The organism is Nocardia sp. NPDC088792, assembly GCF_044750615.1.
Taxonomy (GTDB): Bacteria; Actinomycetota; Actinomycetes; order Mycobacteriales; family Mycobacteriaceae; genus Nocardia.
Genome location: NZ_JBIVKC010000004.1, coordinates 1 through 21,749, shown reverse-complemented (window position 1 = coordinate 21,749; position 21,749 = coordinate 1). Strand labels below are relative to the sequence as shown.

Below are 21,749 nucleotides of genomic sequence, written 5' to 3'. Positions count from 1 at the left end.
GGTGGTATCCCTACTGTGATTGCATTCTCCGGCCCTCGCTGCGCCATGCGCGCTGTCGCCGGTATTGCACGTCATCGGATCGAGCGTATGCCGTCCGCGCTGGAGTTGTTCGGTTTCCAGAGTGAGGACGAGCCCCCGAGTCGGGGGTAGTCGATCCGTCCTATCCCTTTGCCGCGCAGGGTATCCGCGTCGCGGTGTCGCCATTGTTCGTGCGACGTTCCACCTTCTTCGCGTGTGTCATCGCGAACTTCTCGTGTGCTTCGGCTCCGGGGCACATCACTCATGATCGGAGAGCTATGTCCGTAAGCCCGTCCAGCACCCGCACCGTCCTCGTGACCGGGGCCGATACGCGCCTCGGTTTCGCGACGGCGCAGCGGGTGATCGCCGACGGCGACACCGTCATCGCGCACATCCTGGACAAGAATCACGCCGACGAGACGACGCAGCGCCTGCAGGCCCTGGCGAAACCCGGCCGAGTGCGTGTGGTGCACGCCGATTTCGCGCGTCTGACCGAGGTCGACGAACTCGGCCGCGCGCTGGCCGCGGAATACCCCCGCCTGGATGCCCTGATCAATGTCGCCTCGATCGCCGCGCCCGATGCGCGCACCCACACCGAGGACGGTCACGAATTGACCCTCCAGGTCAACTATCTCGCGCCGCACCGCCTGACCACGGCACTGCTCCCCGCGCTCGAAGCGGCCCGCGGCCGGGTCGTCACCGTCACGTCGAAACTGCACGCCGCCGGAAACCTCGACTACACGGATCTGGATCGCCGGCGCGGCATCTACACCCCGCTCGCCATCTACGCCCAGTCCAAGCTGGCGCTGACCATGTTCAGTCGTTCCCTGGCCGAAACCGGACCGGCCGGACTGATCTCGATCAGCGTGCAACCGACCGACTTCGAGATCGACCTCCCGCGCGTCCGTAGCCACCGCACCGCGCCCCTCGACAACGCTGCCGCCCTGCTCGTCCAGCTGGCGACACCCGCCACCCCCGTCATGAACGGCGGCTACTACGAAGGCACCGAACCCGCGAACGCCGCAGCGCTGGTACGTAATTCGCGTGCCCGCACCCGCCTGGCGGCCTGGAGCAATCAGCTCGCGCACTCCGCCTGATCGCAGCGCATGACCTCCTCGCCACCGGTCGAGACATCATCGGAGACGATGCTCTGACGTCTGCAGGGACGCTTCGGCTTACGGACCGGGGCGAGGCGGTCGCCGCAGGGGCGATCGCGGGGCTTCTGGAAAGATCGGGCGGCATGGTTGTGGTTCGCCCGGTTGAAGAACTTATCGAGGTCGAGGATCCTGCGTGGCCTTCGCTGCGTGAGATGTTCACGAGGGCAGCGGTTTCGGTGGATGTGCTGCCGGTCGATCCGGTGCGGGCCCGGGAGGTGTTGTTCCGGTTGCAGGTGAGCGCCTATTCGACACTCGGTGCGCTGGCGTTGAATACCGGTGGGCTGCTGGTCGATCGGGGGTGGCTTCGAATTCTCGGTGGCGGGTACGGGGGGTTGCCGGATCTGGCTGCGGTGAACGGGATCGGCGAACCCGGTGAGGGCCGCGGGATGTTGACGGTGGCGGTGGACGTGCTGGGTGGGCAATTCGCTGTCAATGGCGGTGCGTTGCCGGGCAAGTTGGGGGAGATCTGTTTCTTCGGGTCCGACACGCTGCGATGGGAGCCGATCGGTGGCGGGCATTCCGCCTTCATCGCCTGGGCGGTCGGTGGTGGGCCGGCCGATTTCTACGCCGATGTGCGGTGGCCGGGCTGGGCCGAGGAGGTCGAAGGACTCCCGGCGGATACGGGTCTGTCGATCTATCCGCCCCTGTGGAGTGCCGAGGGCCGGGCCGACATCGCGGCGACCAGCCGCCGTGGCTGCCCGATCGCCGAACTCGTCGCCCTGCACGTCGACACTGCCGAGCGGTTGGACACCTGACGGGTCCTCGGCCGTGTCGAGAGCCTTGACATCTACTCTGCGATACAGTCTACTGGTACTCAGTAGCACTGAGTAGTGCTGCTCCGATCGAAGGAGGCTGCTACGGACAACTTGACGGAGATGCTGAAAGGCACGCTCGAAGGGTGCGTCCTCGAGATCATCGGCACCGAGGAGACCTACGGGTATGCCATCACGCGTCGGCTCAATGAACTGGGTTTTGCGGACGTTATCGAAGGAACGATCTATGCCATCCTTCTGCGATTGGAGAAGAACGGGCTGGTCGATGTATCGAAGAGGCCTTCCGAAGTTGGCCCGCCGCGTAAGTTTTATGCACTCAACGATGCAGGGCGCAAAGAACTGGCGACATTCTGGACGAAATGGGATTACGTCTCATCGCGCATCAATGAGCTCAAGGGAAGTGAGTAATGAATTTCTGGGAGAAGATCACCGGCAGCGACCTGACCAGGGAATACCAAGCGTTCGATGTTCGGGCCGCGGCTCTCCCGGCCGATTATCAGGCGGCATGGGCGCAGATCAAGACAAATCTGATGCCCTATGGGAACCTCTCGGGTCGCAACCTGATGCCGATCCTCGACGGTGCTCTGGGATTGCTGGAGGAAACCGCATCGGATGGCCAGAGCGTCCATGACGCACTGGGCGACGACATCAAAGGCTTCTGCGCGGCGATCGCCGGCGGAGAAGGCGCGAAGGGTTTTCAGGACAAGTGGCGTAATCAATTGAACAAGAACGTTGCAAAGAAACTCGGCCGGCTAGGAGGATAAAGTGGGCATCCGCGACATTATCGAAGGTAAGCGAGAGTGGCGGGCGCATATGGCGCGAGTCAAGGCGCTGCCGCCCGACTACCAGATCGTCTACAAGGAGATTCAGAAGTACTTCTTCAAGGTCGGACCGGTCGATCTGCTCGACGGGGGACTGCTCCCGGGGCTCCTCGACTTCTTCGAGGAAGGGGTAATAGCCGGCAAGGGCGTCATGGAACTCATCGGCAACGACGTCGCGGCCTTCTGCGATGACCTGGTGAAAGACTCACGCACCTACGCCGACATCTATCAGGAGTCCATCGCCGAGAAGGCCCGCACGGATACGCCCCGGGACCGCTAGCTGCAGTTTCGATCGCGCTGCGCGTAACCGGTGAGTGCGGGCAGCGTCCGGGCGATCGTGGGGCGATGACTTCCATCGCCGCTGAATCCGCGAACCATATTGTGAAATCCAGAGACCAGCGCACCGGGTCCACCAGCGATGCCGAGCTGGACGCGATCTTCGGGCCGATCTTCGAACGCATCGCGCCCGGTGCGGTCGAACGAGAGATCGATCGGCGGCTGCCCTTCACCGAACTGGGGTGGTTGCGGGAGGCCGAGTTCGGGGCGCTGCGGGTGCCGGTCGAATACGGCGGGTACGGGGTGACGGTGCGGCAGTTGTTCCGGCTGCTCATCGAACTGGCGGCGGCGGAATCGAATCTGCCGCAAGCCTTGCGGGTGCATTTCTCCTTCGTCGAGGATCAGTTGCTGGCCGCGCCGGGCCCGCAGCGCGAGCAGTGGCTGCGGGCGGTGGCGGCGGGCACGCTGGTCGGAAATGCGATCACCGAGCCGGGCGTGGGGGCGGTGGATCGGTATCGGACCCGGCTGACGCGGGACGGCGATCGCTGGCTGCTGAACGGCGAGAAGTTCTACAGCACGGGGTCGCTGTACGCGGATTACATTCTGGCCGCGGCCGATCGCGACGGTGAGCGGGTCGGAGTGCTCGTCGATGCACAGGCAGAGGGGGTGCGGCAGCAGGACGATTGGGACGGGTTCGGGCAGCGCCTCACCGCCAGCGGCACCACCGTGTTCACCGATGTGGAGGTCAGCGAGGAGCACATCCTCGGACCCGGATACGGTGCGCCCGGACGCACCTACGCGACGGCGTACCTGCAGCTGGTGCAATTGTCGGTGCTCGCCGGTATCGCCCGCCGCGCTGAACACGATGCGCGGGAATGGGTTTCGGCCCGCACCCGCGGCTACACCCACTCCGCCGCGGACCTGCCTCGACAGGATCCACTGGTGCAGCAGGTGATCGGGCGGCTGTCGGCCGCCGCGTTCGCCGCCGAAGCCAGTGTGCTCGCGGTCGCCGACGTCCTGGACGAGGTGCTGGATGCGGGGGCCGGCGACCCGGATCAGCTGGTGGCGGTCGAACTCGCGGCCGCGCAGGCGCAACTGGCGGTGATCGATCTGGTGCTGCCCGCGACCACGCTGCTGTTCGAAGTCGGTGGTGCGTCGGCGGTTTCGGAGAAGTTGCGACTGGATCGGCATTGGCGCAATGCCCGCACCATTTCGGTGCACAATCCCGCCATCCAGAAGGCGCGCGCGATCGGTGACCATCTGCTCAATGACGCGGAATTGCCGTTCGCGTGGAGTGCCGGCGAGCGCGCGCAGGCGGGGGCGGGGCAGCGATGACCCGCCGGATCCGCTTCAATGCCTTCGACATGAACTGTGTCGCCCACCAGTCTCCCGGCCTGTGGCGGCATCCCGAGGACCAGTCGCACCGCTACAAGGAGCTGAGCTACTGGACCGAGCTCGCGAAACTGCTGGAGCGCGGGCGATTCGACGGCATCTTCATCGCCGACGTGCTCGGCACCTACGACGTGTACGGCGGCAACGACATCGCCGCGCTACGGCAGGGCGCGCAGATCCCGGTCGCGGACCCGCTGCTGCTGGTCTCGGCCATGGCCGCGGTCACCGAGCATCTCGGATTCGGGATCACCACCGGCACGGGATTCGAGCATCCGTACCCGTTCGCGCGCCGGCTGTCCACGCTGGATCATCTCACCGGCGGCAGGCTCGGCTGGAATGTGGTCACCGGTTATCTGCCCTCGGCCGCAAGGAATTTCGGCGCCGACGATCAGCTCGGCCACGATGATCGCTACGACCAGGCCGACGAATACCTCGAGGTGCTCTACAAGCTCTGGGAGGGCTCCTGGGAGGATGACGCGGTAGTTCGTGACGCCGCCGCGGGCGTCTACGTGGACCCGGCGAAGGTGCACCATATCGGGCATCGCGGCAAGCATTTCACGGTGCCGGGCATCCATCTGTCCGAGCCCTCTCCGCAGCGCACACCGGTGATCTATCAGGCGGGCGCCTCACCGCGCGGGGTGCGGTTCGCTGCCGAGAACGCGGAGGCGATCTTCATCGCCGGACCGTCGAAACGAGTACTGGCACAGACTGTTTCCCGGGTGCGCGATGCGCTCGAAGCGGCCGGGCGGGATCGTTACGCCGCCCGCATCTACGCGCTGGCCACCATCATCACCGACGCGACCGATGAAGCCGCCCGCGCCAAGCACGAGGAGTACCTGTCCTACGCCAGCGTCGAGGGCGGGCTGGTCTTCATGTCCGGCTGGATGGGCATCGACCTGTCCACCTACGACCTCGACGATCCCATCGGCGATGTCGAGAGCAATGCCATCCAATCCGCGGTGGCAGCCTTCCAGGAATTCGACGATGACGGCCGCGAATGGACGGTCCGCGATATCGGCCGCTGGGCGGGGATCGGCGGTATGGGCCCGGTGTTCGTCGGGTCCGGGCAGACGGTCGCCGATCAGCTGCAGGACTGGGTCGAGGACACCGACCTGGACGGCTTCAATCTGGCATACGCCATCACTCCGGGCAGCTTCGAAGACATTGTCCACCATGTCGTTCCGGCGCTGGTCGAGCGTGGCGCCTATGCGACGGACTACGTCGAGGGCACGCTGCGCAATGCCCTGTTCGAGGCAGGGGACCGGCTGCCGCCGGAGCATCGGGGCGCGAGTTATCGCCTCGGCGGTCCCGCGTCGACCGCCTTGCCCGAGAGCGAGTCCCGGCCGGGCGCGGCCGTCCTCGGCCACTGAATCCACCGAACACACTTCCTTACCCTGAAATCATTTATCGGACAGGAGATCTCGCATGACATCACAGAGTTCCGCGCTCCGCTCCACCCGTACGGCAGCAGTGATCGGCGCCGGCCAGACCGGCGTCACCGCCGCACTGGGCCTGCTGGACGCCGGCTTCGACGTCACCCTCTACAGCGACCGCGATCAGCGCGCACTGCGCGATGACGTCCCCGCCACCGGCACCGCCCTCGAATTCGGCGAGACCCAGCAGGCCGAATCCGCCCTCGGCCTCGACACTTTCACCGGACGCGCACCCCGGCACACCGGCCTGAGCGTGCGCATCGCCGGACCCGCGGGCGAGGAATTGATCGGATTCGACGGCCATTTCGACGGATACGCCGGCGTCGCGGTGGACACCCGCCTGAAGGCGGACGAGCGATTGACCGCATTCCTCGAACGCGGCGGCCGTTTCGCCGTCGAGCCGGTGACCCCCGAGCGACTCGACACCATCGCCGCCGCAACCGATCTCACCCTCGTCGCCACCGGCCGCGGCGGCCTGTCCGACCTGTTCCCGATCGACGAAGCCCGCACCGTATACGCCCGCCCGCAGCGGTCACTGCTGACCGTCACCGTGACCGGTCTCGGCTTCGGCCCGGATGTTTTCGCGCACCGCAGCCGCGCAGGCGGTGCGCACAGCGGCTTCTCGATCTTCGCCGAGCAGGGCGAGGCCTGGTGGGGTCCGTATCTGCACAAGGACGCGGGCCCGAGCTGGGCCTTCCTCGGCTGGGCCCGGCCGGGCAGCGAATGGGAAAAGCGTTTCGCCGCAGCCGATTCCGCCGAATCGGCGCACAGCATCGTGCAGCAGCTGTACCGCGACCACATCGACTGGGATCTGCCCGAGGTGCTGTCCACCCGGACGATTGCCGAGGATCCGCACTCGTGGCTGAAGGGCGCGGTGCGCCCGGTGGTCCGCGCCGGCGTGGGCCACACCGCAAGCGGCCATGCGGTGGCGGCACTCGGCGACACCGCGACCGCCTATGACCCGATCGCGGGTCAGGGTGCGCAGAGCGGCCTGATCCAGGCGCAACGCCTGGTCGCGGCCGCCGCGGTCCACGATGGCCCGTTCGACGCGGAGTGGATCAACCGCCGCTACGCGGAGTTCCTGTCCGCCCGTGGGGACGCGGCCAACTGGGTCACCCGTCTGTTCCTCGGTGACCCCGAGCTCGCCGAGATCGGCGGGCAGCTCTTCGCCACCGCGGCGGTCGACGATCGTTTCGCCTCGGCCCTGGTCGGCCTGCTGCACCGCCCCCAGTCGTTCCTCGGCGTCGATTCCCTCGATGCCGCAGGCACATTCGTTGCCGAGATCACCGGCCAGGATCCGGCCGAACTGCTCGCCCGTTTCCAGCCCGCGGGCCGCTTCGATCGGTCGGCCTACAACGCGGACGAACACTCGAGCTTGGCCTCGCGCTAGCTTTCCGCGTGCGTGGTACGGCATCGACCTCGGGCCGGCGCACCGACGTGCGCCGGCTCCTCGGCGGTTACCCGGCCACGTCGTCCACCTTCAGTGCGCGCTGCGACAGATGCATGCGACGCACCGTGAGCGCCAACGCCACCGCGCCCGCGAGCACGACCGACGGGATCGTGATCCAACTCGACCATTCGAGGGTCTCCACGAGCTCGGTGGCTCAATACCGGGCCAGGATCAGATCTGTCTTGAGGATGTCGACCGGTGCGAGCCATCCCCGCTGTTCCAGCGTGGAAATCGCGGTGCTGCGAAGGGATTTCGCCGAGTCGATGCTCCGGGTCTTGAACGACAGCTCGATGATGATCTCGGTCCCGGTGCGCGCGGCGTCGCGTACGGGGAGCACTTCGATGCTCGGATCGACGCCCTGCCAACGGCCCCTCCATTCCGTGGCGGTCACAGGTCCGTGCGGGACGGCGGCCCGGAGTTTGTTCTTACCCCAGTCGGGGGCCGTCCAATCAGCGAGCAGCCCCGGGACCCGGCCGATCAGCATGGTGCGTGCTTCTGACTCTCTCGGAAGTGCACTTCCCGGAAAGCCTTTCGCCGATTCCGAAGCCGTGACAGCCAGGCTCAGCGTCTGCCGGTCGTAGGTCCAGTCCACCTGGGCCGCGAAGGGGGAGTCGAAGCCCTGTCTTCGGGCGTCGGCGAGCGCGGCGTAGATATCGCCGTCGCGAACAGGGAAGCGCTTCTTGTAGTTCAGCTCGAGCCTGCCGGCCCCTTTGTGCCGCAACCGCACACTCCACCCGGCAGCCTTCAACTCCAGAGAATCGGTATCGAAGAATCCGTAGGACAATTCCCGCGGCCTGCCACCGAGTCCGAAGGCCGAGCGAATGTCGGCGATCGGCGCCCCGCTCGAATCAAGAGTCGCCGCGACGAGATTCAGTTTCACTTCGAATTCTGCCGAGCCACTGGATGCGGCCGAGGCGGAGGGTGTGACGCTCATTCCGCAGAGTACGGCAAAACTGTTCCCGGCTATCGGCCATGTGGTGCAATCGGGTTCGGATCAGACGTCACCCGGGTCCCAGATGTCGCCGGGTCCCTTGCGTCTGCCGTCATCGTCGATATCCCAGCCGTCGTCGCTGTCGTCATCGCCGGAGTCGGTGTTACCCGAACCGCCGGGCGAATCGCCGCTGCCGGAGTGGCCGGTTCCGGGGTCTGGTGGTGGTTTGTCGGGCCAGAAGCCGCGGCCTTCGGGGAACGGGACGATGACGGGGGAGGGGAATACGCCTTCCAGTGCGACGGCGCCGCTTTCGGAGGCTGCTGCCACCGATTTGATGGCGCCGGACTCGCCCATGATGAAGGCCAGCAAGGGGACACAGATGATGGCGAGTTCGGGGATCTCGCCGATCACGGAGCGCAGCGCACTGGAGAGCGTGTCCGCGGCGGTGTTGAACAGTCCGACGGCTTGTGCGCTGAGGTGGACGGTGAATCTCATGTTGAGGAAGCCGTGGGTGTTGGCGCGGACCAGCTGGTCGTCGTCGTAGTTCCGCGAGGTTTGCAATGCGCGCCGCGCGGTGGTGTCCAGGTCGAACATGCGCGTCAGGTCCAGGCCGTCGAGCCGGTGGCGTGCGATGGTGGCCTCGTACTCCGAAATCTTGTCGCGGACTTGCTGTTCGCTCACCATGATCAGAGCCCCCCGTCCTGGCGCTTGCGGTCCCACGGATACTTCTTCTGGTTCTCGTCCCACTTGCCGTTGTCGTCGTCCTGGTCCTGCAGCCACTGCTCGACCTCGGCGTCCCGCTCCGCCTGCGCGGCGTCGGTGGCTTGGTCGGCGGCTGCTCGAGCATCTTGCTGGACGTGTTTGCGCTCGTTGTCCCAGAACCAGGAGTCCTCGGCGACCGGGGTGACGAACGGCGAGGGCACGGTCCCCTCGAGTCGAATCGGCCCGTCACCGGTCTGCGCGGTGATCTCGCCGGAATGGAGCGTGATGAACGACAACAGTGGCTGCACGATTCCCGCGAGATCGGGTAGGTCGGCCAGGGCGGCCCCCAACGCGTCCTTGAAATCAGCGCTCCCGATCATGGATACCGCCGTGGCACTGAGATGAATAGCGTAGGTGAACTCCGATCTCCCGGCTCCACCGGCGATGATCAACCGGGTGCCGTCCGTGTCCAGCCGGGGCTCACGCCCGACCGTCAGCCGGGCGGCCGCGGCCAGATCCAACCCCGCCGCCGGCGCGAACCCGTCGAGTTTCCACCTCCCCAAGGTGTCCGCCAGTTCTCCCGCCTTGGCCCGAACGAGCTCGTCCGATACCTCACTCGCCATGACCCCTCCTGTATGTAGTTGGCATCACATACATTGAGCCTCAGTAACTCCCGAGACCTCAAGGCTCCGAGCGTGTCGCCGGAGCATCTGGCGCGCACGCGAGATAACTCGGCACGGAATGTCATTGGGCCCGTCGGTGCGGGCCGGGTAGGCCCCGACGCCGGATACAGCGCGAGCAGGCAGCCCTTGGCCTCGGTGCATTCGAAGGATGTCGTTGCGGTACTAGGCGCGATGTCGGCCATGTAGGCGCTGGCGATTGCGAACCGGCACACGATGGAATGCGCGTCCGTCCGCGACCAGCAACCGTTCATCCAGGGCGGACGATGCGTGCGACCGATCCTCGGAGATCCCCCATCCTGCAACAGCTATGACGCCGATACCCGACAGAGCGACGACGATGAACTGAACGAGCATCACGCGGATCTCCTATCGGTAGTAGCGGCCACGCGTCGAGAGCGTCCGCCGCCCGCGATCGGTGATCTCCCAGGTGCCGCGCCCGCCCCGTTGCCGCCCCACGATCAGCCCACGCGAGGACAGTTCCGACACCGCATTGCGGGTGCGCCACATGGTCAGCCGCGCCGACCGCGCGATGGACTCCACATCGAGAATCCCGCCGGGTACGAGGGACGCCAGCACAGCGACCTGCGCTTGATCGAGCCGAGTAGTCGTGGTCATGGGGAAACGATGAATCAAGCTCTGGCGGTTGGACGGTGTGCGTGGCGACCCTGCGGAATTGGCGCGAATCGCCAGTTCTCCTCTCATGAGAGGCATAACGTTCTCTCAAAATGAGAGGAACGATTCGACCTGGTGAGAGGGCAGACAGATGACGGACGCCTTGCCGGAGGACACTGGCACCACGTTGCCGCGGCGGCAGCTCGGCCGGCTACTGCGAGACGCGCGCGCAGCCACCGGCATGAATCTCGACGAAGCTGCCGCGCTGGTGCAGTGGAGCAGACCTACTTTGAGCCGCCTCGAACGAGGCGAGACCGAAAAAGTAAGGGTCAACGATGTTTCGGCGCTCTGCGAGGCATACGGCCTGAGCGGGGAGGCAACTGCCGTCGCGAAGGGGCTGGCCGAGCAAACTCCCGCTAAGTCGTGGTGGCATGCCTACGGCGACCTCATCCCCGCGTGGGCGAACCTCTATGTCGGGTTGGAGTCCGGCGCAACGTCTTTGACGATATTTCAGCCATTGATCATGCATGGCTTGCTCCAGACGACCGATTACGCACGGGCCGTCGATAGGACGTACTTCCCAGACGACACGGCCGATGAAATCGAGCGTCGCGTTCAGATTCGTGTTCAGCGCCAGCGCATCCTTACCCGCGCGCGCCAGCCGACGAAGGCGGCAGTAGTGCTGCACGAGAACGTGTTGCGGACTGTGGTGGGGGACAGTCGGGTGATGGCGGCGCAGTGTCGGCACGTCGCCGATATGAGCACCCGCGACAATATCGAGATTCGCGTGATGCCGTTCCGCGCAGGGCTCCCCCTGGGGGCGGCGGTACCACCGTTCACGATCATGGATTTTGGGCGTGACACGCGCAGTAAGCGGATCTTGGAACCTTCCCAGGTCTACTGCGAGGGCTACGCGGGCAGCGCATACCTCGAGAAGCGAACGGATGTACTGACATTCCGCCACGCATTCAGGAAGCTCGAGCAGGCTAGCCTGGACACGCGCTCGAGCCGAGACATGGTGCGAGAGATAGCAAGGAGGCACGAGAGTGAACGTTGAATTGACCAACGCTCGGTGGTTCAAATCCAGCTACAGCCAGGGCGGATCCGACTGCGTCGAGGTCGCTTTCCTCGAGGGCGGCGGGATCGGCGTCCGCGACTCGAAGAATCCCACCGGCCCGGCGCTGGTCTTCGCGCCGGGGGAGTGGGACGCCTTCACTGGTGGTGTGAATGATGGGGAATTCGACCGCCGCTGAAGGCATGCGCCGACGCGTTCCTGATCGCTCGGAGCTGACAGCCGGCGATTCAGTGTGGTTGGAACTCGCTTCGGTGTTCGCGGACGAACTCGGTGAAGGGCATCGGCGGGTGGCCGATCAGTTCGGCGAGCGCGTGTGAGTCGGGCGCGACGGGCAGTCCTGTGGTCGAAGTAGCCATCCTGGCTCCGATGGTCGAAATATGTTGTGCCATATCCGGGTTGATTACCGATCCCGACGAGTTGGTGAGTTCGTCCTGCCATTGCTGCTGTGAGATGGGGGTGTAGCGGACGTCGTGGCCGATCTCGGCGCTGATGATTCCGGCGATGTCGGTGTGGCTGAGCAGTTCTGCCGCGGGCGGGTAGGCGACTGTGCCACCGGCGAATCGATCGGGGTGAATCAGCGCTGTAGCCGCGAGGTCTGCGGCGTCATGCCCACTCATCCAGGGCGCCTGGCTGGCGCCGAAGCTGTTGGCGAAACCGCGTGTGGCGCGGATGGATTGGCCGTGCAGGACCAGGATGTTCTCGTAGAACAACGCGGCCACCCGCAAGACCGTCGGTTCGAGTCCGGCCCACGTGAAGATCTCCTCCGCCGACCACTGTGCCCGTCCCAAGCCGCTGGGGCTGTCAGCGGCCGAAACGGCCATCGACATCACGACCAGTCGCGGCGACGGGGTGACCGCACGCAGCACCGAAGCCAGGTTCGCCGCGGCGGACACGACGCCCGGTGCGATCGGGTAGGCGAAATACACCGCGTCAACCTCATCGACCGCCCCCGACAGTGATCGCCGATCGAGCAGATCGCCGATCACCACCTCGACCCCACGTTGCCGCAGCTCCTCGACGCCGGGACCTTCGCCGCGCGCCAGCACCCGGACCAGATGACCGTGGGCGAGTAGGCGTTCGACGAGTCGGGCGCCGGTCCGCCCGTGTCGGCCAGTGGCGCCGAGTACCAGGGTCCGTTGGTTCGAGCGGGTCGTGGATGTAGCCATGAAACACCTCATGTCGTGGTTTCCGCGTAGTGGGCCAAACCTTACGAGTAGTAACTACTATCATGCAAGGAACAAGCTTGATGGGTTTAAGACGGAAGGATTGTCGATGCGACGTACCAGTTTCGAACCGATGGGCTGCCCGGTCGCGGGAGCACTGGAACTGGTCGGCGACTGGTGGACGCTGGTGATCATGCGCGACGTGCTGGACGGGTTCACCCGATTCGACGAGCTGCAACGCAACCTCGGCATCGCCCCGACCATGCTCACCCGCCGACTGCAAAGCCTGGTCGAAACGGGTTTGGTGTCCCGCGAGCAATACTCGACGACCCCGAAACGCTTCGAGTACATGCCCACCGACCGAGGCAAGGATCTGGCCGTGGTCATCGTCGCTCTATACGCCTGGGGCGTAAAGCATTCGGCCGCAGGCAGCGGCCAGGTCGTCCTGCTCGATCAGGACACCGGGGAAGAGATCGTGCCGGTCTTCGCCGACGAGCGCACAGGCCGCCGTCTATCCGAGATCAACACGACATTCTTGGCCGGCTCGCGCGCCGACCCGGCGATGAGAGAGCGCCTCGACCCGCAGTTGCGTCAAACTCGCCGAGAGCGAGCGCGAAACCCGAGCGGTGCCGCTGCTGATGCGCCCACACCGCCAGAGTGAACACTGGCCTGGAATGTCATGACAAGCTGGTCACCGAGAGCCCGTTTCCGACCGAGGGTTTGGCTCGTAGCTGTTCCCAACTCGAGGAGGCTTTGTGGTCACCATCTTGGGCGGCGGTATCGCCGGCACTGCCCTGGGCGCCGCGCTCGCGCACCGCGGTCATCCCGCTGTCGTCTACGAACGCCGGCCCGATTCGGGGACCGGTGCATTCATGGTCTTGGACGGGAACGCAGAGCGCGCCCTCGTCGAGCTGGGTGCGGATGTCGATGCCTTGCACAAGGTTTCGTATCCCATGAGTGGTGGCTTCAAGTTCCACTACCGACCCGAGGGCGGCAACAGCGGGCCATCACGCGGGCACCGTCTCTATCCGCGCGAGGGCCTGATGCGGGTGCTCGATGCCTTCGCCGCCGATGCGGGCGCGGATATCCGCCGGGGTGTAGCCGTGACCGATATCGAGCCGACCACCGGCATCATGACTGCCGGCACCACTGTGCTGGACCCCGAGGACGGTGTGGTGATCGCCGCCGACGGCATCGACTCCCTCGCGCGTGCCCGCATCGAGCCGGGGCGCCCCGCCGTCTACGCAGGTCAGGTGGTGTTCTACGGCACCACCGTGCGCCGGATCTCGGCATTCGTCGAGCCGGACATCTTGCACTTCCACGGCCGCCTCGTCGAGGGTCGGCCGTTGCCGGTCGCGAGCTTCGGGCATTTGAGCACTCCCGACGGCACGTACTGGTTCGCCCGCCTGACCCGGCCCGCGATCGCGCTGGACGACATCGGTACTCACCCGGTCAGCGTGTGGGCGGCGGCCCTGCGTGCGGCCGATCCCGCCGCGAGCGAGCTGATCGACGCGATCCTGGCCGCCACCGACACCGTGCACGCCGCCAACTGCCGCGCGGTGCCGCTGAACAACGCCCTCGCCCCGCGAGGGCCGGTCACCCTGTGTGGCGACGCCGATCATGCGGTCAGCCCGGCCGCGGCCATCGGCGCCGGCGAAGCCCTCGAAGACGCCCTGGCCCTGACCCGAGCGCTGACCAGCGGAGGCTCGGCCGCCGAGGCGATGGCGCAACGCCGCATCGACATCGGTGTCGCACGGGAGAAGGCGCGCCGGCGGGTCACCGCGGGACAACCACGCACCGCCCCCGAGGACCACAACCCGAACGACGACCCCGACCAGGTCACCCGGATGTGGGGATTCAACTGACACACACTACAATTCGGCCCCGGCGATCATCTTTGCGCCCCTTGTCGCTATCGCACAGACCTACACCTGAGCCCGGACGTCGTCGACACTTCCGAAAAGGAAACCGCGTGGTAGAACCGTGAAGTGGCAACGACACCGGTTCGGCACATTACGTTCGATGACGAATATTTCTTGGCGCCAGCGGATTTCATGCATGACGTCGCCGCGAGCGGGCCGATTCACCGGTTCAGCGCGCCGCAGGGGCTCAGTGGCTGGATGGTCACCAGTTATGAGCTGGCCAAGGAGGTGTTTGTCGATGGCCGTGTGATCAAGACGCCGGAGACCAACAACGGGTCGTATCTGTTGGATACGGCGGGGTTGAGTCGCCGTCAGCGGTTCAATCGCTGGGCGAATTCGTATGTTCTCACCCACATGCTCGGCTCCGATGGGCCGGAGCATGGTCGATTGCGGCGGGTGGTTGCGGAACCGTTCACACCTCGTGGGGTCGCGGGGCGCGCGTCTCGGATCACGGAGGTTGCCGACCAGCTGCTCGACCGGATGGACCACTCGGGCCCGGTCGAGCTATTGGGCGCTTTCGGTGTGCCGCTGCCGGTTCGGATTGCCGCCGAGGTGACGGGCGTGCCGGTCCGGCATGCCGACGCCATCGCTCGATGCTCCGCGGAGCTCGGCGATTTCATGCTCTCCAGCCTGCCCGAATTGCGGGACGGGGTAGTCGGATTCGCGAGGATGATCGTGCCGAACCTGATTCGGCGCCGATTCGCACCCCGTGACGACGTGCTCAGCACTATCGCGGCGGCGCATCGCCGCGGTGAAATCAGTTTCAAGGAAGCCACTTCGACCGCTTCGCTGATTCTTCTTGCCGCACACGAGGCGGTTACGCCGCTGCTGTTGAACACCGTCTATGCCTTGCTGACCAATCCCGACGAAATGGTGCGGGCCAAGGCCGACCCGAAGGCTCTCGATGCGATCATCGATGAAACCCTGCGGATGTATGCACCGCAGCCGGTGGCCACTTTACGGGTGGCGGCCGAACCGCTCACGCTGGCCGGACAGGAAATTCGTGCCGGGGAATGGATTTGGATCTCCCTGCTCGCCGCCCACTACGATCCCGACGCCAACGCATGCCCCTATGCCTTCGACTCCACTCGTAAGCCGCGGCGTTCCTTGCCTTTCGGTTACGGCGTGCACACCTGCCTGGGCGCCCAGCTCGCTCGCACGGTGACCCGTATCGGCGTCAGCCGGCTGCTTGCCCGTTTCCCCGATATCGCTCTGGCAGCCGACCCGGATGAGCTGCCGTGGCGGCGCGGCATTTTCTTCCGCCGGATGACGGAAATGCCTGTCACGCTTGGCTAGCGTCGGCACTTCCGCTAGAGGCTGAATCAGTCGGCGCAGGGGCACTGGTTATCTGCAGCACCGGAAGGGAAGCGATGATCGAAGCGATCGCGACCACGGTTCCCAGGGCGGCGGCTCCGGCGATGTCGGAGACGGCGCCGACGGCGAGTGGTCCGGCGCCGGTTCCCAGGGCTGCGGCGCCGCTGATCGCGGCCGTCCAGCGTCCGGAGATATCGGTGCTCGCGGCCGCCGCGAGCTCTCGGCTCCCGCCTTCACTGCCACACGTCCTCGACGTAGTGCCCGGTCTCGGTGAGTGCCGCCAGCCAGGAGTCGGCTTCGGTGGAGTCGGCGCCGGTCTGCTCGCGGTAGATGTCTTTCAAGCCTTGTCGCACGCCAGGTGCCATGCGGGCACCGTCGCCGCAGACATAGATGTGTGCACCGGCTTGCAGCGCTGTCCATATCTCGTGGCTGTCGCCGGTCATACGATGCTGGACGAAGCGGGCGTTGTTCTCGGGTGCGTGGGTGAAGGCGGGACGGAGGCTGATGGCGCCGGCGTGCTGTGCGGCTTCGAGTTCGGTGCGGTGGAGGTAGTCGACTTCGGGGTGGTCGCAGCCGAAGTAGCACAGCAGTGTGCCGGAGGCGCCGGTGTGCAGACGGTCGAGGATCGCGCCGCGGAACGGCGCCAGGCCGGTGCCCGCGCTGACCAGGATCACCGGGACATCCGGCGTGTCCGGCAGCCGGAATACCTCGCGGCACGGGTTCACTCGGGCTTGCACGACGTCACCCGTGTGGACCGAACCCAGGTAATGCGAACCGATCCCGCGGAACGTGCCGTCGCCGCCGCGGTGTGGCGCGGCGAGCAACGAGACCATCAGATCCACCGTGTCCGGTGTGGCCAGGGCGGAGGAAGAGATGGAGTAGTGGCGCGGCCGCAGGGGCGGCAGCATTTCCAGGAAGAGTTCGAAAGGCAGTGCGCAGGAGCGGTATTGGCACAGCAGGTCCAGCACGCTTCGCCGCAGTGCGTTCACCTCGTGGTCGAATCGTTCTGGCGCCGAGGCCAAATTGTCGAGCGGGCGGCGTTCGGGTGGGCAGGCGGTATGCGCGGCGAGTGTGGCGACCTGTTCTCGTGTTGCGGGGTCCTGTAATTCGACGAACTCGGTGAGCAGCCGGCGCAGGGTGAGCGGCCGGTCCACGGGCAGCACGTTGCGGCCGCGGCGGTGCGCATGCAGCCGGATGGTGCGGTCGAGGTCGAGGGCGAACCGGTCGGCGACTCGGTCGACGAGTTCGGCCGGATTGTGCGGCAGCACAGCCAGATGGTCGCCGGTGCGGTAGGTGACGCCGGCGGGCAGGCGCAACCGCACGAAACGCTTGGACCTGCCGAGTGGGTGCGCCATGTCGACCAGTTCGCGGCTGTCGAGCACCTCCATGGCGGCCAGTCCGTGCCGCCGGGTGAGTTCGTCGGTGACCGACGCGCCGACCTCCTCGAGCGTGTACATCGGATCGCCCGGGCCGGCGGTTGGTCGGTCGCCGCCTGCGACCGGTACGCCGAAACGGTCGAGCAGCGCCGACCACAGCCGGCCGGTCCAGCGGTCCACGGCGCCCGCGAAATCGCCGGACGCGTCGGCCACGCCGCGTTCGAGCAGCGCGTCGGCTCCGGCCGCGGCCAGCCGTTGCTCGATGGTTGAGGGGATGTGCTGGTAGGTGGCGGCCCAGTTGCGGTCACCTACACCGAGCAGGGCGTAGCGGACCCGGGTGAGCGCACCGGGGTCGAGTCCTTCGAGCCAGGAGTAGAACTTCGCGGCATCGTCGGTGGGCTTGCCGTTGTACGAGGCGGTGATGATCACGACCGGGTCGTCGCTGCCGGGAAGGGTGCCGACCACATCGTCGAGCGCCATCACCGTTGTGGTGAAGCCGTGCTCGGCTCCCTCGGCCGCGAGATCGCGGGCGATCCCGGCACACGTGCCCAAGTTCGATCCATACAGGACAGTCAGCGCGGTGCCCGCGGCCTTGCGGGCGGTGGCCTCGGCCGTCGCGGATGCTGTGCCCGCAGGGACAATGGGCAGCAGTCGTTCCTCGTTGCCCCGCTTGGCAAGTCGGAGGGTGAACCCCTCCGGTTTGATGGTGAGGGTCTGCTTGACCTTCAACTGGTAGTCGGCGTGGTCGATCAGCCGGTAGCGGTGCACGAGCAGGCCCAGCACCAATGTCGCCTCGTGCAGCGCGAACTGGCGGCCGATGCAGGCCCGCTCGCCACTGCCGAACGGCTTGAACAGATGTACCGGGCGGGTGGCCTCGCGCTCGGCGGTGAACCGTTGGGGGTCGAACAGTTCGAGGTTTTCGCCCCAGGCCGGATCACGGTGCAGCGCAGGGGTATTCACCAGCAGCGACTCACCCGCGCGCACCGCGTACTTGCCGCCGATCACCGTATCGGTCAAGGGTTCGACGGCGTAGGCGGGCGCGGTCGGCCACAGCCGTAGCGACTCGTTCAGAACCTGACGCAGGTAGGTCAGCTTGCCGATGTCCTCATAGGTCGGTTCCGGATCGGGGTCATCACCCCACAGCGCGTCCACCTCGGCGCGGGCCGCGGCCAGCACCTCGGGATGTTTGGTCAGATAGTGCAGTGCGAAAGACAGTGCCCCGCTGGTGGTTTCGTGGCCGGCGATCAGGAAGGTGAGCACCTGGTAGCGGATATTGACGTCATCGAGCAGTTCGCCGGTCGACGGATCCGCGGTGCGCACCATGCGCCCCAGCAGATCGTCGGCCTCCGCTTCGGCCTGGCCGCGCCGGCGCCGGATCACCTCGTCGACCAGATCCTTCATGTATCCGGCATCAGCGCGGTAGCGTTCGGCGCGCCCACGCTGGAAAAGGTGCAGTCCGGGCAGTGACTCACTTCGGGCCTGGGCGTAACTCAGCGTGCGGGACAGCGCCCCGATGAACGGATGCGACTGTTCGCGGCGGAACGACTCGAAGTCGTAACCGAATCCGCACAATCCGATGGTGTCGAAGGTCAACCGGGTCATATCGGCTGCCACATCCACCGGACCGCCCACTGCTTCATCCCATTTCGCCAGCAGGCTTTTGGCGACTGTCAACATGGTCGCGTGGTAGCCGCGCATCGCCCCTAATGAGAAGGCCGGCAGCAGGATGTCGTGCGCCTTGCGCCAATTCGGCTCGTCGGGGAAGGCGGTGAACAACCCGTCCCCGACGATATCGCGCAGCGCGAGGAGATCGGTGTGCACATTCTTGCGGAAACGGGTCTCGTCGGACAGTTCGGTGACCAAGTCCAGACCCGAAACCACGGTGAGCTCAGTGCCGAAGAACCGGATCTTGAATATCGGCCCGAGCTCCTTCGCCTCGGAAAGCATGTACGCCAGACCGTCCGCACCACTGGGAATGCGCAGCGCATGACCGATGAACGGCAATGCCGGACGCTCCGGGATCGACTCGAGTACGTGCATGGTGGTTTCCATCGGGAACCGCCTCTCTTCTCCGCTACGAATCTGGTAGCGGCCACGATTCCCGTTCTGCGGCAAAGGCTTCGCAGAGCGACGGCAAAAACGTGTAAGAATCCGGCGGGTGTTGTTCTCGGGTACCCGGTTGGTGCCGAGATCCGGTGTTACCAGAGGGTTTTCGATATCACTTGATCGCTCGGCCCGCATCGTCGGTGCGGAAGAATTCGGTGTGGCCGGGATCGGCCTTCTTGGCTTGGTACATGGCGAGGTCCGCGGCGCGGAGCAGGTCCTCCGCGGTCCGGTTGTCGGCTGCGGGGACGGTGATGAAGCCGAAACTGGCATCGATCCGCAGTCCGCAGCCGTCGACGACGATCGGTTCCCGCAGCGCCCGGCGCAGGTGTCGAATCAGGGTGTCGGGGTCGTGTTGCTCGGCGCCGTCGAGTAGCAGTGCGACGAACTCGTCGCCGCCGAGTCGCCCGACCAGGTCGTTGCAGTGCACCACCTGCTGCAGCCGCTGGGCCGCGACATGGAGCACGGTATCGCCGACGTGGTGGCCCAGCGAGTCGTTGATGGCCTTGAATCCGTCGAGGTCGATGAATGCGATCGCCAGTGGTTCGGGGTCGGGGGCGCACAGTGCCGCTTGCAGGCGGGTCAGCACCATGGTGCGGTTGGGGAGGTGGGTGAGCGGATCGTGCGTGGCTTCGTACTCGAGGCGTTGTTCGGCAGCGCGTTGCGCGGTGATATCGGAAAAGGAGGCGAGGATGGGGGAGCGAGGATTGCCGGGGTCGAGGAGAGTGCAACTTCCGGTGAGCCACAGCCGCTGTCCGTCGGCGCGTTCGACGCTGTACACCTCTCCTGCCATGGGAGCACCGGTGCGCAATATCCGAGTGATCGGACGTTCTTGTGCGGGAACCGGGTTGCCCTCGGCGTCGAAGAGCGAAAAGTCCAGGTAGGACAGGGAGGGTGGGGAGTTTTCGGGCAGGCCCAGCAACCGTGTCGCGGCCGGATTGGCCGAGATGATGGTCCCGTCCCGGCCGATGACGATCACGCCGTCCTCGAGACCGGCCACCACGGCCGCATAATGCCTTTCGGCGGCGAGCAACGCTGTGACGGTGCGGCATACCAGAACGTATTCGCCATCCACGGCTACCGCGGAAACCCGTACGGCGACAGTGGAACCGTCGCTGCGACGATGCGTGGCATGGATGCCGCCGCAGTCTGCGGTGAGCCGCGCGAGATCGATCGGTGCGCCCAGTATTTCGGCAACCGGCCTGCCGATCGCGGCCTCGGCCGATCGTCCGTAGATTGTCCGGGCGGCGGGATTCCAGTCGGTCACGGAACCGTCGGCGGCGACGGTGATGACTGCGTCGCTGACTTGCTCGACCAGTAGCCGGTATCGGCCGTCGGTATCCAGCTGCCGTTCCGAACTCCGGTTGCGCAGGCCTGCGCGATCGTGACTCATAGTTCTCCGATCGATTCGCGGTGAACTCCGGTGCGGCCTGCCCCCGGGCCGGCCTATCGCCATCCTGACAGAAGCAGGAGGCCGGAGCGAGCCCCGATTCGAGAAGAAATCGACCGATCGTCCGGACAATCCAGCATCACCCCGAATTTCACCGGCAAGTCAATCACCGTCTCGTTAACGGTGCATATCCATAATCCGCCGTGGGATTGGCCACTGACAGGCATCTACCTGCGAAAACCCCTCTCGTCAGTAAATGATTATGTGTCGAAAATCGGTTTGACGACCCGATTACCTGGATCGCGCAGGGTTACCGCTGAGTCCGATCCGGCTCTGCACTTGGGCGATGAACCCTTCGTGCACGGCGTCGTTGCCGAACAGATCGATAACCTGCTGTGGTACAGCGGTTTCGAACCGGACCGCGGCGATCATGGAGCGGCGGAACCGGGTGCGGCCGGATTCCCAGGGATCCACGGTGTGAATGGCGGTCAGCGTCATATGCACACCGCCGAACTGCGCCGGGAGTATCGAACGCGTGCTCGCCATCCAGAGGAACGGACGCCGGCAGGTATCGACCCGGCAGGCGAATCGCATCGGTTCGCCGGCGAGCTCGATCGTTTCGACGAAGGTCGCCCTGGCCGCGGTCGGCGGGCCGAATTCCATTCGAGCCCAGTCGCTCGAACTGGTGCGTGGCAACAGTATCGGCCCGGTGACGACGTCGAAAACCGTCTCCTGGCTCGCATCCAGGATTACCTCGGACTGCGATTGTAGAAGCTTGGTCATTCTTTCTCTCCCGCGGTCGATATCGCCGCCGTCGGCATCGTACCGGTGCCGATCGCCGGTCGGTCAGCACCCGATCAGCAGCGCTCGCCCACGCGGCGCAGCGTATCTCCTGTCCCGGCGTTCCGCTCGGCGCGACCGTGCAGGCGTGAGCGGTTCGGTCAATCGGACGATCGCCGCGGTCATCGCTCACCCCGGCGATATGCCCCTAGATTCAGCGCGCATGAACTACCGGGCGCTGATCGGCTTCAGCTTCTTCGCCATCGTGTCGATTCTGGTGACGGCGGTCATCTGGAACACGTTGGCGCGCACCGTGAGTGGCAGTACCGACACTTACTCGGCGACCTTCACCGATGTGCTCGGCCTGCGTGTGGGCGA

General features: G+C 65.8%; 22 protein-coding genes and 1 pseudogene. 14 read left to right on the top strand and 9 right to left on the bottom strand.

What is annotated here, in order from left to right; all coding sequences use genetic code 11:
• Positions 1 to 296: 296 nt before the first annotated feature.
• From ACIP5Y_RS26635 to ACIP5Y_RS26600, 8 genes are all read left to right on the top strand, one after another.
• Positions 297 to 1,115, top strand: a complete 819-nt coding sequence (locus ACIP5Y_RS26635; RefSeq protein ID WP_400353962.1) for an SDR family NAD(P)-dependent oxidoreductase — start codon at positions 297 to 299, stop codon at positions 1,113 to 1,115.
• Positions 1,116 to 1,258: 143 nt separating this feature from the next.
• The gene (locus ACIP5Y_RS26630) at positions 1,259 to 1,930 is read left to right on the top strand and encodes a DUF2625 family protein (RefSeq protein WP_400353961.1); all 672 of its coding nucleotides are present in this window, start codon (positions 1,259 to 1,261) and stop codon (positions 1,928 to 1,930) included.
• A 120-nt stretch (positions 1,931 to 2,050) separates the two neighbouring features.
• Complete coding sequence (locus ACIP5Y_RS26625) at positions 2,051 to 2,356, top strand: PadR family transcriptional regulator (protein WP_400353960.1); 306 nt, start codon at positions 2,051 to 2,053, stop codon at positions 2,354 to 2,356.
• Positions 2,356 to 2,712, top strand: coding sequence for a DUF1048 domain-containing protein (locus ACIP5Y_RS26620; protein WP_400353959.1), 357 nt, complete (start codon positions 2,356 to 2,358; stop codon positions 2,710 to 2,712). Before ACIP5Y_RS26625 ends, ACIP5Y_RS26620 begins: the two co-directional genes overlap by 1 nt.
• Before the next feature lies 1 nt (position 2,713).
• Complete coding sequence (locus ACIP5Y_RS26615) at positions 2,714 to 3,049, top strand: DUF1048 domain-containing protein (protein WP_400353957.1); 336 nt, start codon at positions 2,714 to 2,716, stop codon at positions 3,047 to 3,049.
• A 65-nt stretch (positions 3,050 to 3,114) separates the two neighbouring features.
• On the top strand, positions 3,115 to 4,380 hold the full coding sequence (locus tag ACIP5Y_RS26610; protein WP_400353955.1) for an acyl-CoA dehydrogenase family protein: 1,266 nt from the start codon (positions 3,115 to 3,117) through the stop codon (positions 4,378 to 4,380).
• Positions 4,377 to 5,807: an LLM class flavin-dependent oxidoreductase gene (locus ACIP5Y_RS26605; RefSeq protein ID WP_400353953.1), complete on the top strand. Its 1,431-nt coding sequence runs from the start codon at positions 4,377 to 4,379 to the stop codon at positions 5,805 to 5,807. The genes ACIP5Y_RS26610 and ACIP5Y_RS26605 overlap by 4 nt, the downstream gene beginning before the upstream one ends.
• A 55-nt stretch (positions 5,808 to 5,862) precedes the next feature.
• The gene (locus ACIP5Y_RS26600) at positions 5,863 to 7,260 is read left to right on the top strand and encodes a styrene monooxygenase/indole monooxygenase family protein (protein WP_400353951.1); all 1,398 of its coding nucleotides are present in this window, start codon (positions 5,863 to 5,865) and stop codon (positions 7,258 to 7,260) included.
• 67 nt (positions 7,261 to 7,327) lie between these two features.
• Here ACIP5Y_RS26600 and ACIP5Y_RS26595 read toward each other — a convergent pair whose 3' ends face one another.
• The 5 genes from ACIP5Y_RS26595 to ACIP5Y_RS26575 all read right to left on the bottom strand — a co-directional run bounded on the left by ACIP5Y_RS26595 (position 7,328) and on the right by ACIP5Y_RS26575 (position 10,251).
• Complete coding sequence (locus tag ACIP5Y_RS26595) at positions 7,328 to 7,462, bottom strand: hypothetical protein (RefSeq protein WP_400353949.1); 135 nt, start codon at positions 7,460 to 7,462, stop codon at positions 7,328 to 7,330.
• Between the two features lie 12 nt (positions 7,463 to 7,474).
• On the bottom strand, positions 7,475 to 8,254 hold the full coding sequence (locus tag ACIP5Y_RS26590) for a hypothetical protein (RefSeq protein WP_400353947.1): 780 nt from the start codon (positions 8,252 to 8,254) through the stop codon (positions 7,475 to 7,477).
• A 60-nt stretch (positions 8,255 to 8,314) separates the two neighbouring features.
• Positions 8,315 to 8,935: a hypothetical protein gene (locus tag ACIP5Y_RS26585; RefSeq protein ID WP_400353945.1), complete on the bottom strand. Its 621-nt coding sequence runs from the start codon at positions 8,933 to 8,935 to the stop codon at positions 8,315 to 8,317.
• Between the two features lie 2 nt (positions 8,936 to 8,937).
• Complete coding sequence (locus tag ACIP5Y_RS26580) at positions 8,938 to 9,576, bottom strand: hypothetical protein (protein ID WP_400353943.1); 639 nt, start codon at positions 9,574 to 9,576, stop codon at positions 8,938 to 8,940.
• A gap of 426 nt (positions 9,577 to 10,002) precedes the next feature.
• On the bottom strand, positions 10,003 to 10,251 hold the full coding sequence (locus ACIP5Y_RS26575) for a hypothetical protein (protein ID WP_400353941.1): 249 nt from the start codon (positions 10,249 to 10,251) through the stop codon (positions 10,003 to 10,005).
• Between the two features lie 148 nt (positions 10,252 to 10,399).
• Here ACIP5Y_RS26575 and ACIP5Y_RS26570 point away from each other — a divergent pair, with 148 nt between their 5' ends.
• Together ACIP5Y_RS26570 and ACIP5Y_RS26565 are read left to right on the top strand one after the other, a co-directional pair.
• Complete coding sequence (locus ACIP5Y_RS26570) at positions 10,400 to 11,305, top strand: helix-turn-helix domain-containing protein (RefSeq protein WP_400353940.1); 906 nt, start codon at positions 10,400 to 10,402, stop codon at positions 11,303 to 11,305.
• Entirely contained in the window at positions 11,295 to 11,501 is a 207-nt protein-coding gene (locus ACIP5Y_RS26565) for a DUF397 domain-containing protein (protein ID WP_400353939.1), read from the top strand. The genes ACIP5Y_RS26570 and ACIP5Y_RS26565 overlap by 11 nt, the downstream gene beginning before the upstream one ends.
• A 49-nt stretch (positions 11,502 to 11,550) precedes the next feature.
• Here ACIP5Y_RS26565 and ACIP5Y_RS26560 read toward each other — a convergent pair whose 3' ends face one another.
• Positions 11,551 to 12,489 (bottom strand): NmrA family NAD(P)-binding protein, encoded by a 939-nt coding sequence (locus ACIP5Y_RS26560; RefSeq protein WP_400353937.1) that lies wholly within the window; start codon positions 12,487 to 12,489, stop codon positions 11,551 to 11,553.
• On the opposite strand from ACIP5Y_RS26560, the gene ACIP5Y_RS26555 reads away from it, so the two are divergent.
• The 3 genes from ACIP5Y_RS26555 (at position 12,488) to ACIP5Y_RS26545 (ending at position 15,704) form a co-directional block, all read left to right on the top strand.
• Positions 12,488 to 13,147, top strand: coding sequence for a winged helix-turn-helix transcriptional regulator (locus ACIP5Y_RS26555; RefSeq protein WP_400353935.1), 660 nt, complete (start codon positions 12,488 to 12,490; stop codon positions 13,145 to 13,147). The genes ACIP5Y_RS26560 and ACIP5Y_RS26555 overlap by 2 nt on opposite strands.
• Positions 13,148 to 13,241: 94 nt before the next feature.
• Entirely contained in the window at positions 13,242 to 14,351 is a 1,110-nt protein-coding gene (locus ACIP5Y_RS26550) for an FAD-dependent monooxygenase (RefSeq protein WP_400353933.1), read from the top strand.
• 123 nt (positions 14,352 to 14,474) lie between these two features.
• The gene (locus tag ACIP5Y_RS26545) at positions 14,475 to 15,704 is read left to right on the top strand and encodes a cytochrome P450 (protein WP_400353931.1); all 1,230 of its coding nucleotides are present in this window, start codon (positions 14,475 to 14,477) and stop codon (positions 15,702 to 15,704) included.
• A gap of 251 nt (positions 15,705 to 15,955) precedes the next feature.
• On the opposite strand, the gene ACIP5Y_RS26540 is transcribed toward ACIP5Y_RS26545, so the two are convergent.
• The 3 genes from ACIP5Y_RS26540 to ACIP5Y_RS26530 all read right to left on the bottom strand — a co-directional run bounded on the left by ACIP5Y_RS26540 (position 15,956) and on the right by ACIP5Y_RS26530 (position 21,374).
• The gene (locus ACIP5Y_RS26540) at positions 15,956 to 19,150 is read right to left on the bottom strand and encodes a bifunctional cytochrome P450/NADPH--P450 reductase (RefSeq protein ID WP_400353930.1); all 3,195 of its coding nucleotides are present in this window, start codon (positions 19,148 to 19,150) and stop codon (positions 15,956 to 15,958) included.
• Between the two features lie 166 nt (positions 19,151 to 19,316).
• Positions 19,317 to 20,594 (bottom strand): diguanylate cyclase domain-containing protein, encoded by a 1,278-nt coding sequence (locus tag ACIP5Y_RS26535; protein ID WP_400353928.1) that lies wholly within the window; start codon positions 20,592 to 20,594, stop codon positions 19,317 to 19,319.
• 288 nt (positions 20,595 to 20,882) lie between these two features.
• Complete coding sequence (locus ACIP5Y_RS26530) at positions 20,883 to 21,374, bottom strand: SRPBCC family protein (protein WP_400353926.1); 492 nt, start codon at positions 21,372 to 21,374, stop codon at positions 20,883 to 20,885.
• Between the two features lie 220 nt (positions 21,375 to 21,594).
• Between ACIP5Y_RS26530 and ACIP5Y_RS26525 the strand changes: the two are divergent.
• Positions 21,595 to 21,749 (top strand): annotated as a pseudogene (locus ACIP5Y_RS26525) (mammalian cell entry protein); the annotation flags it as partial.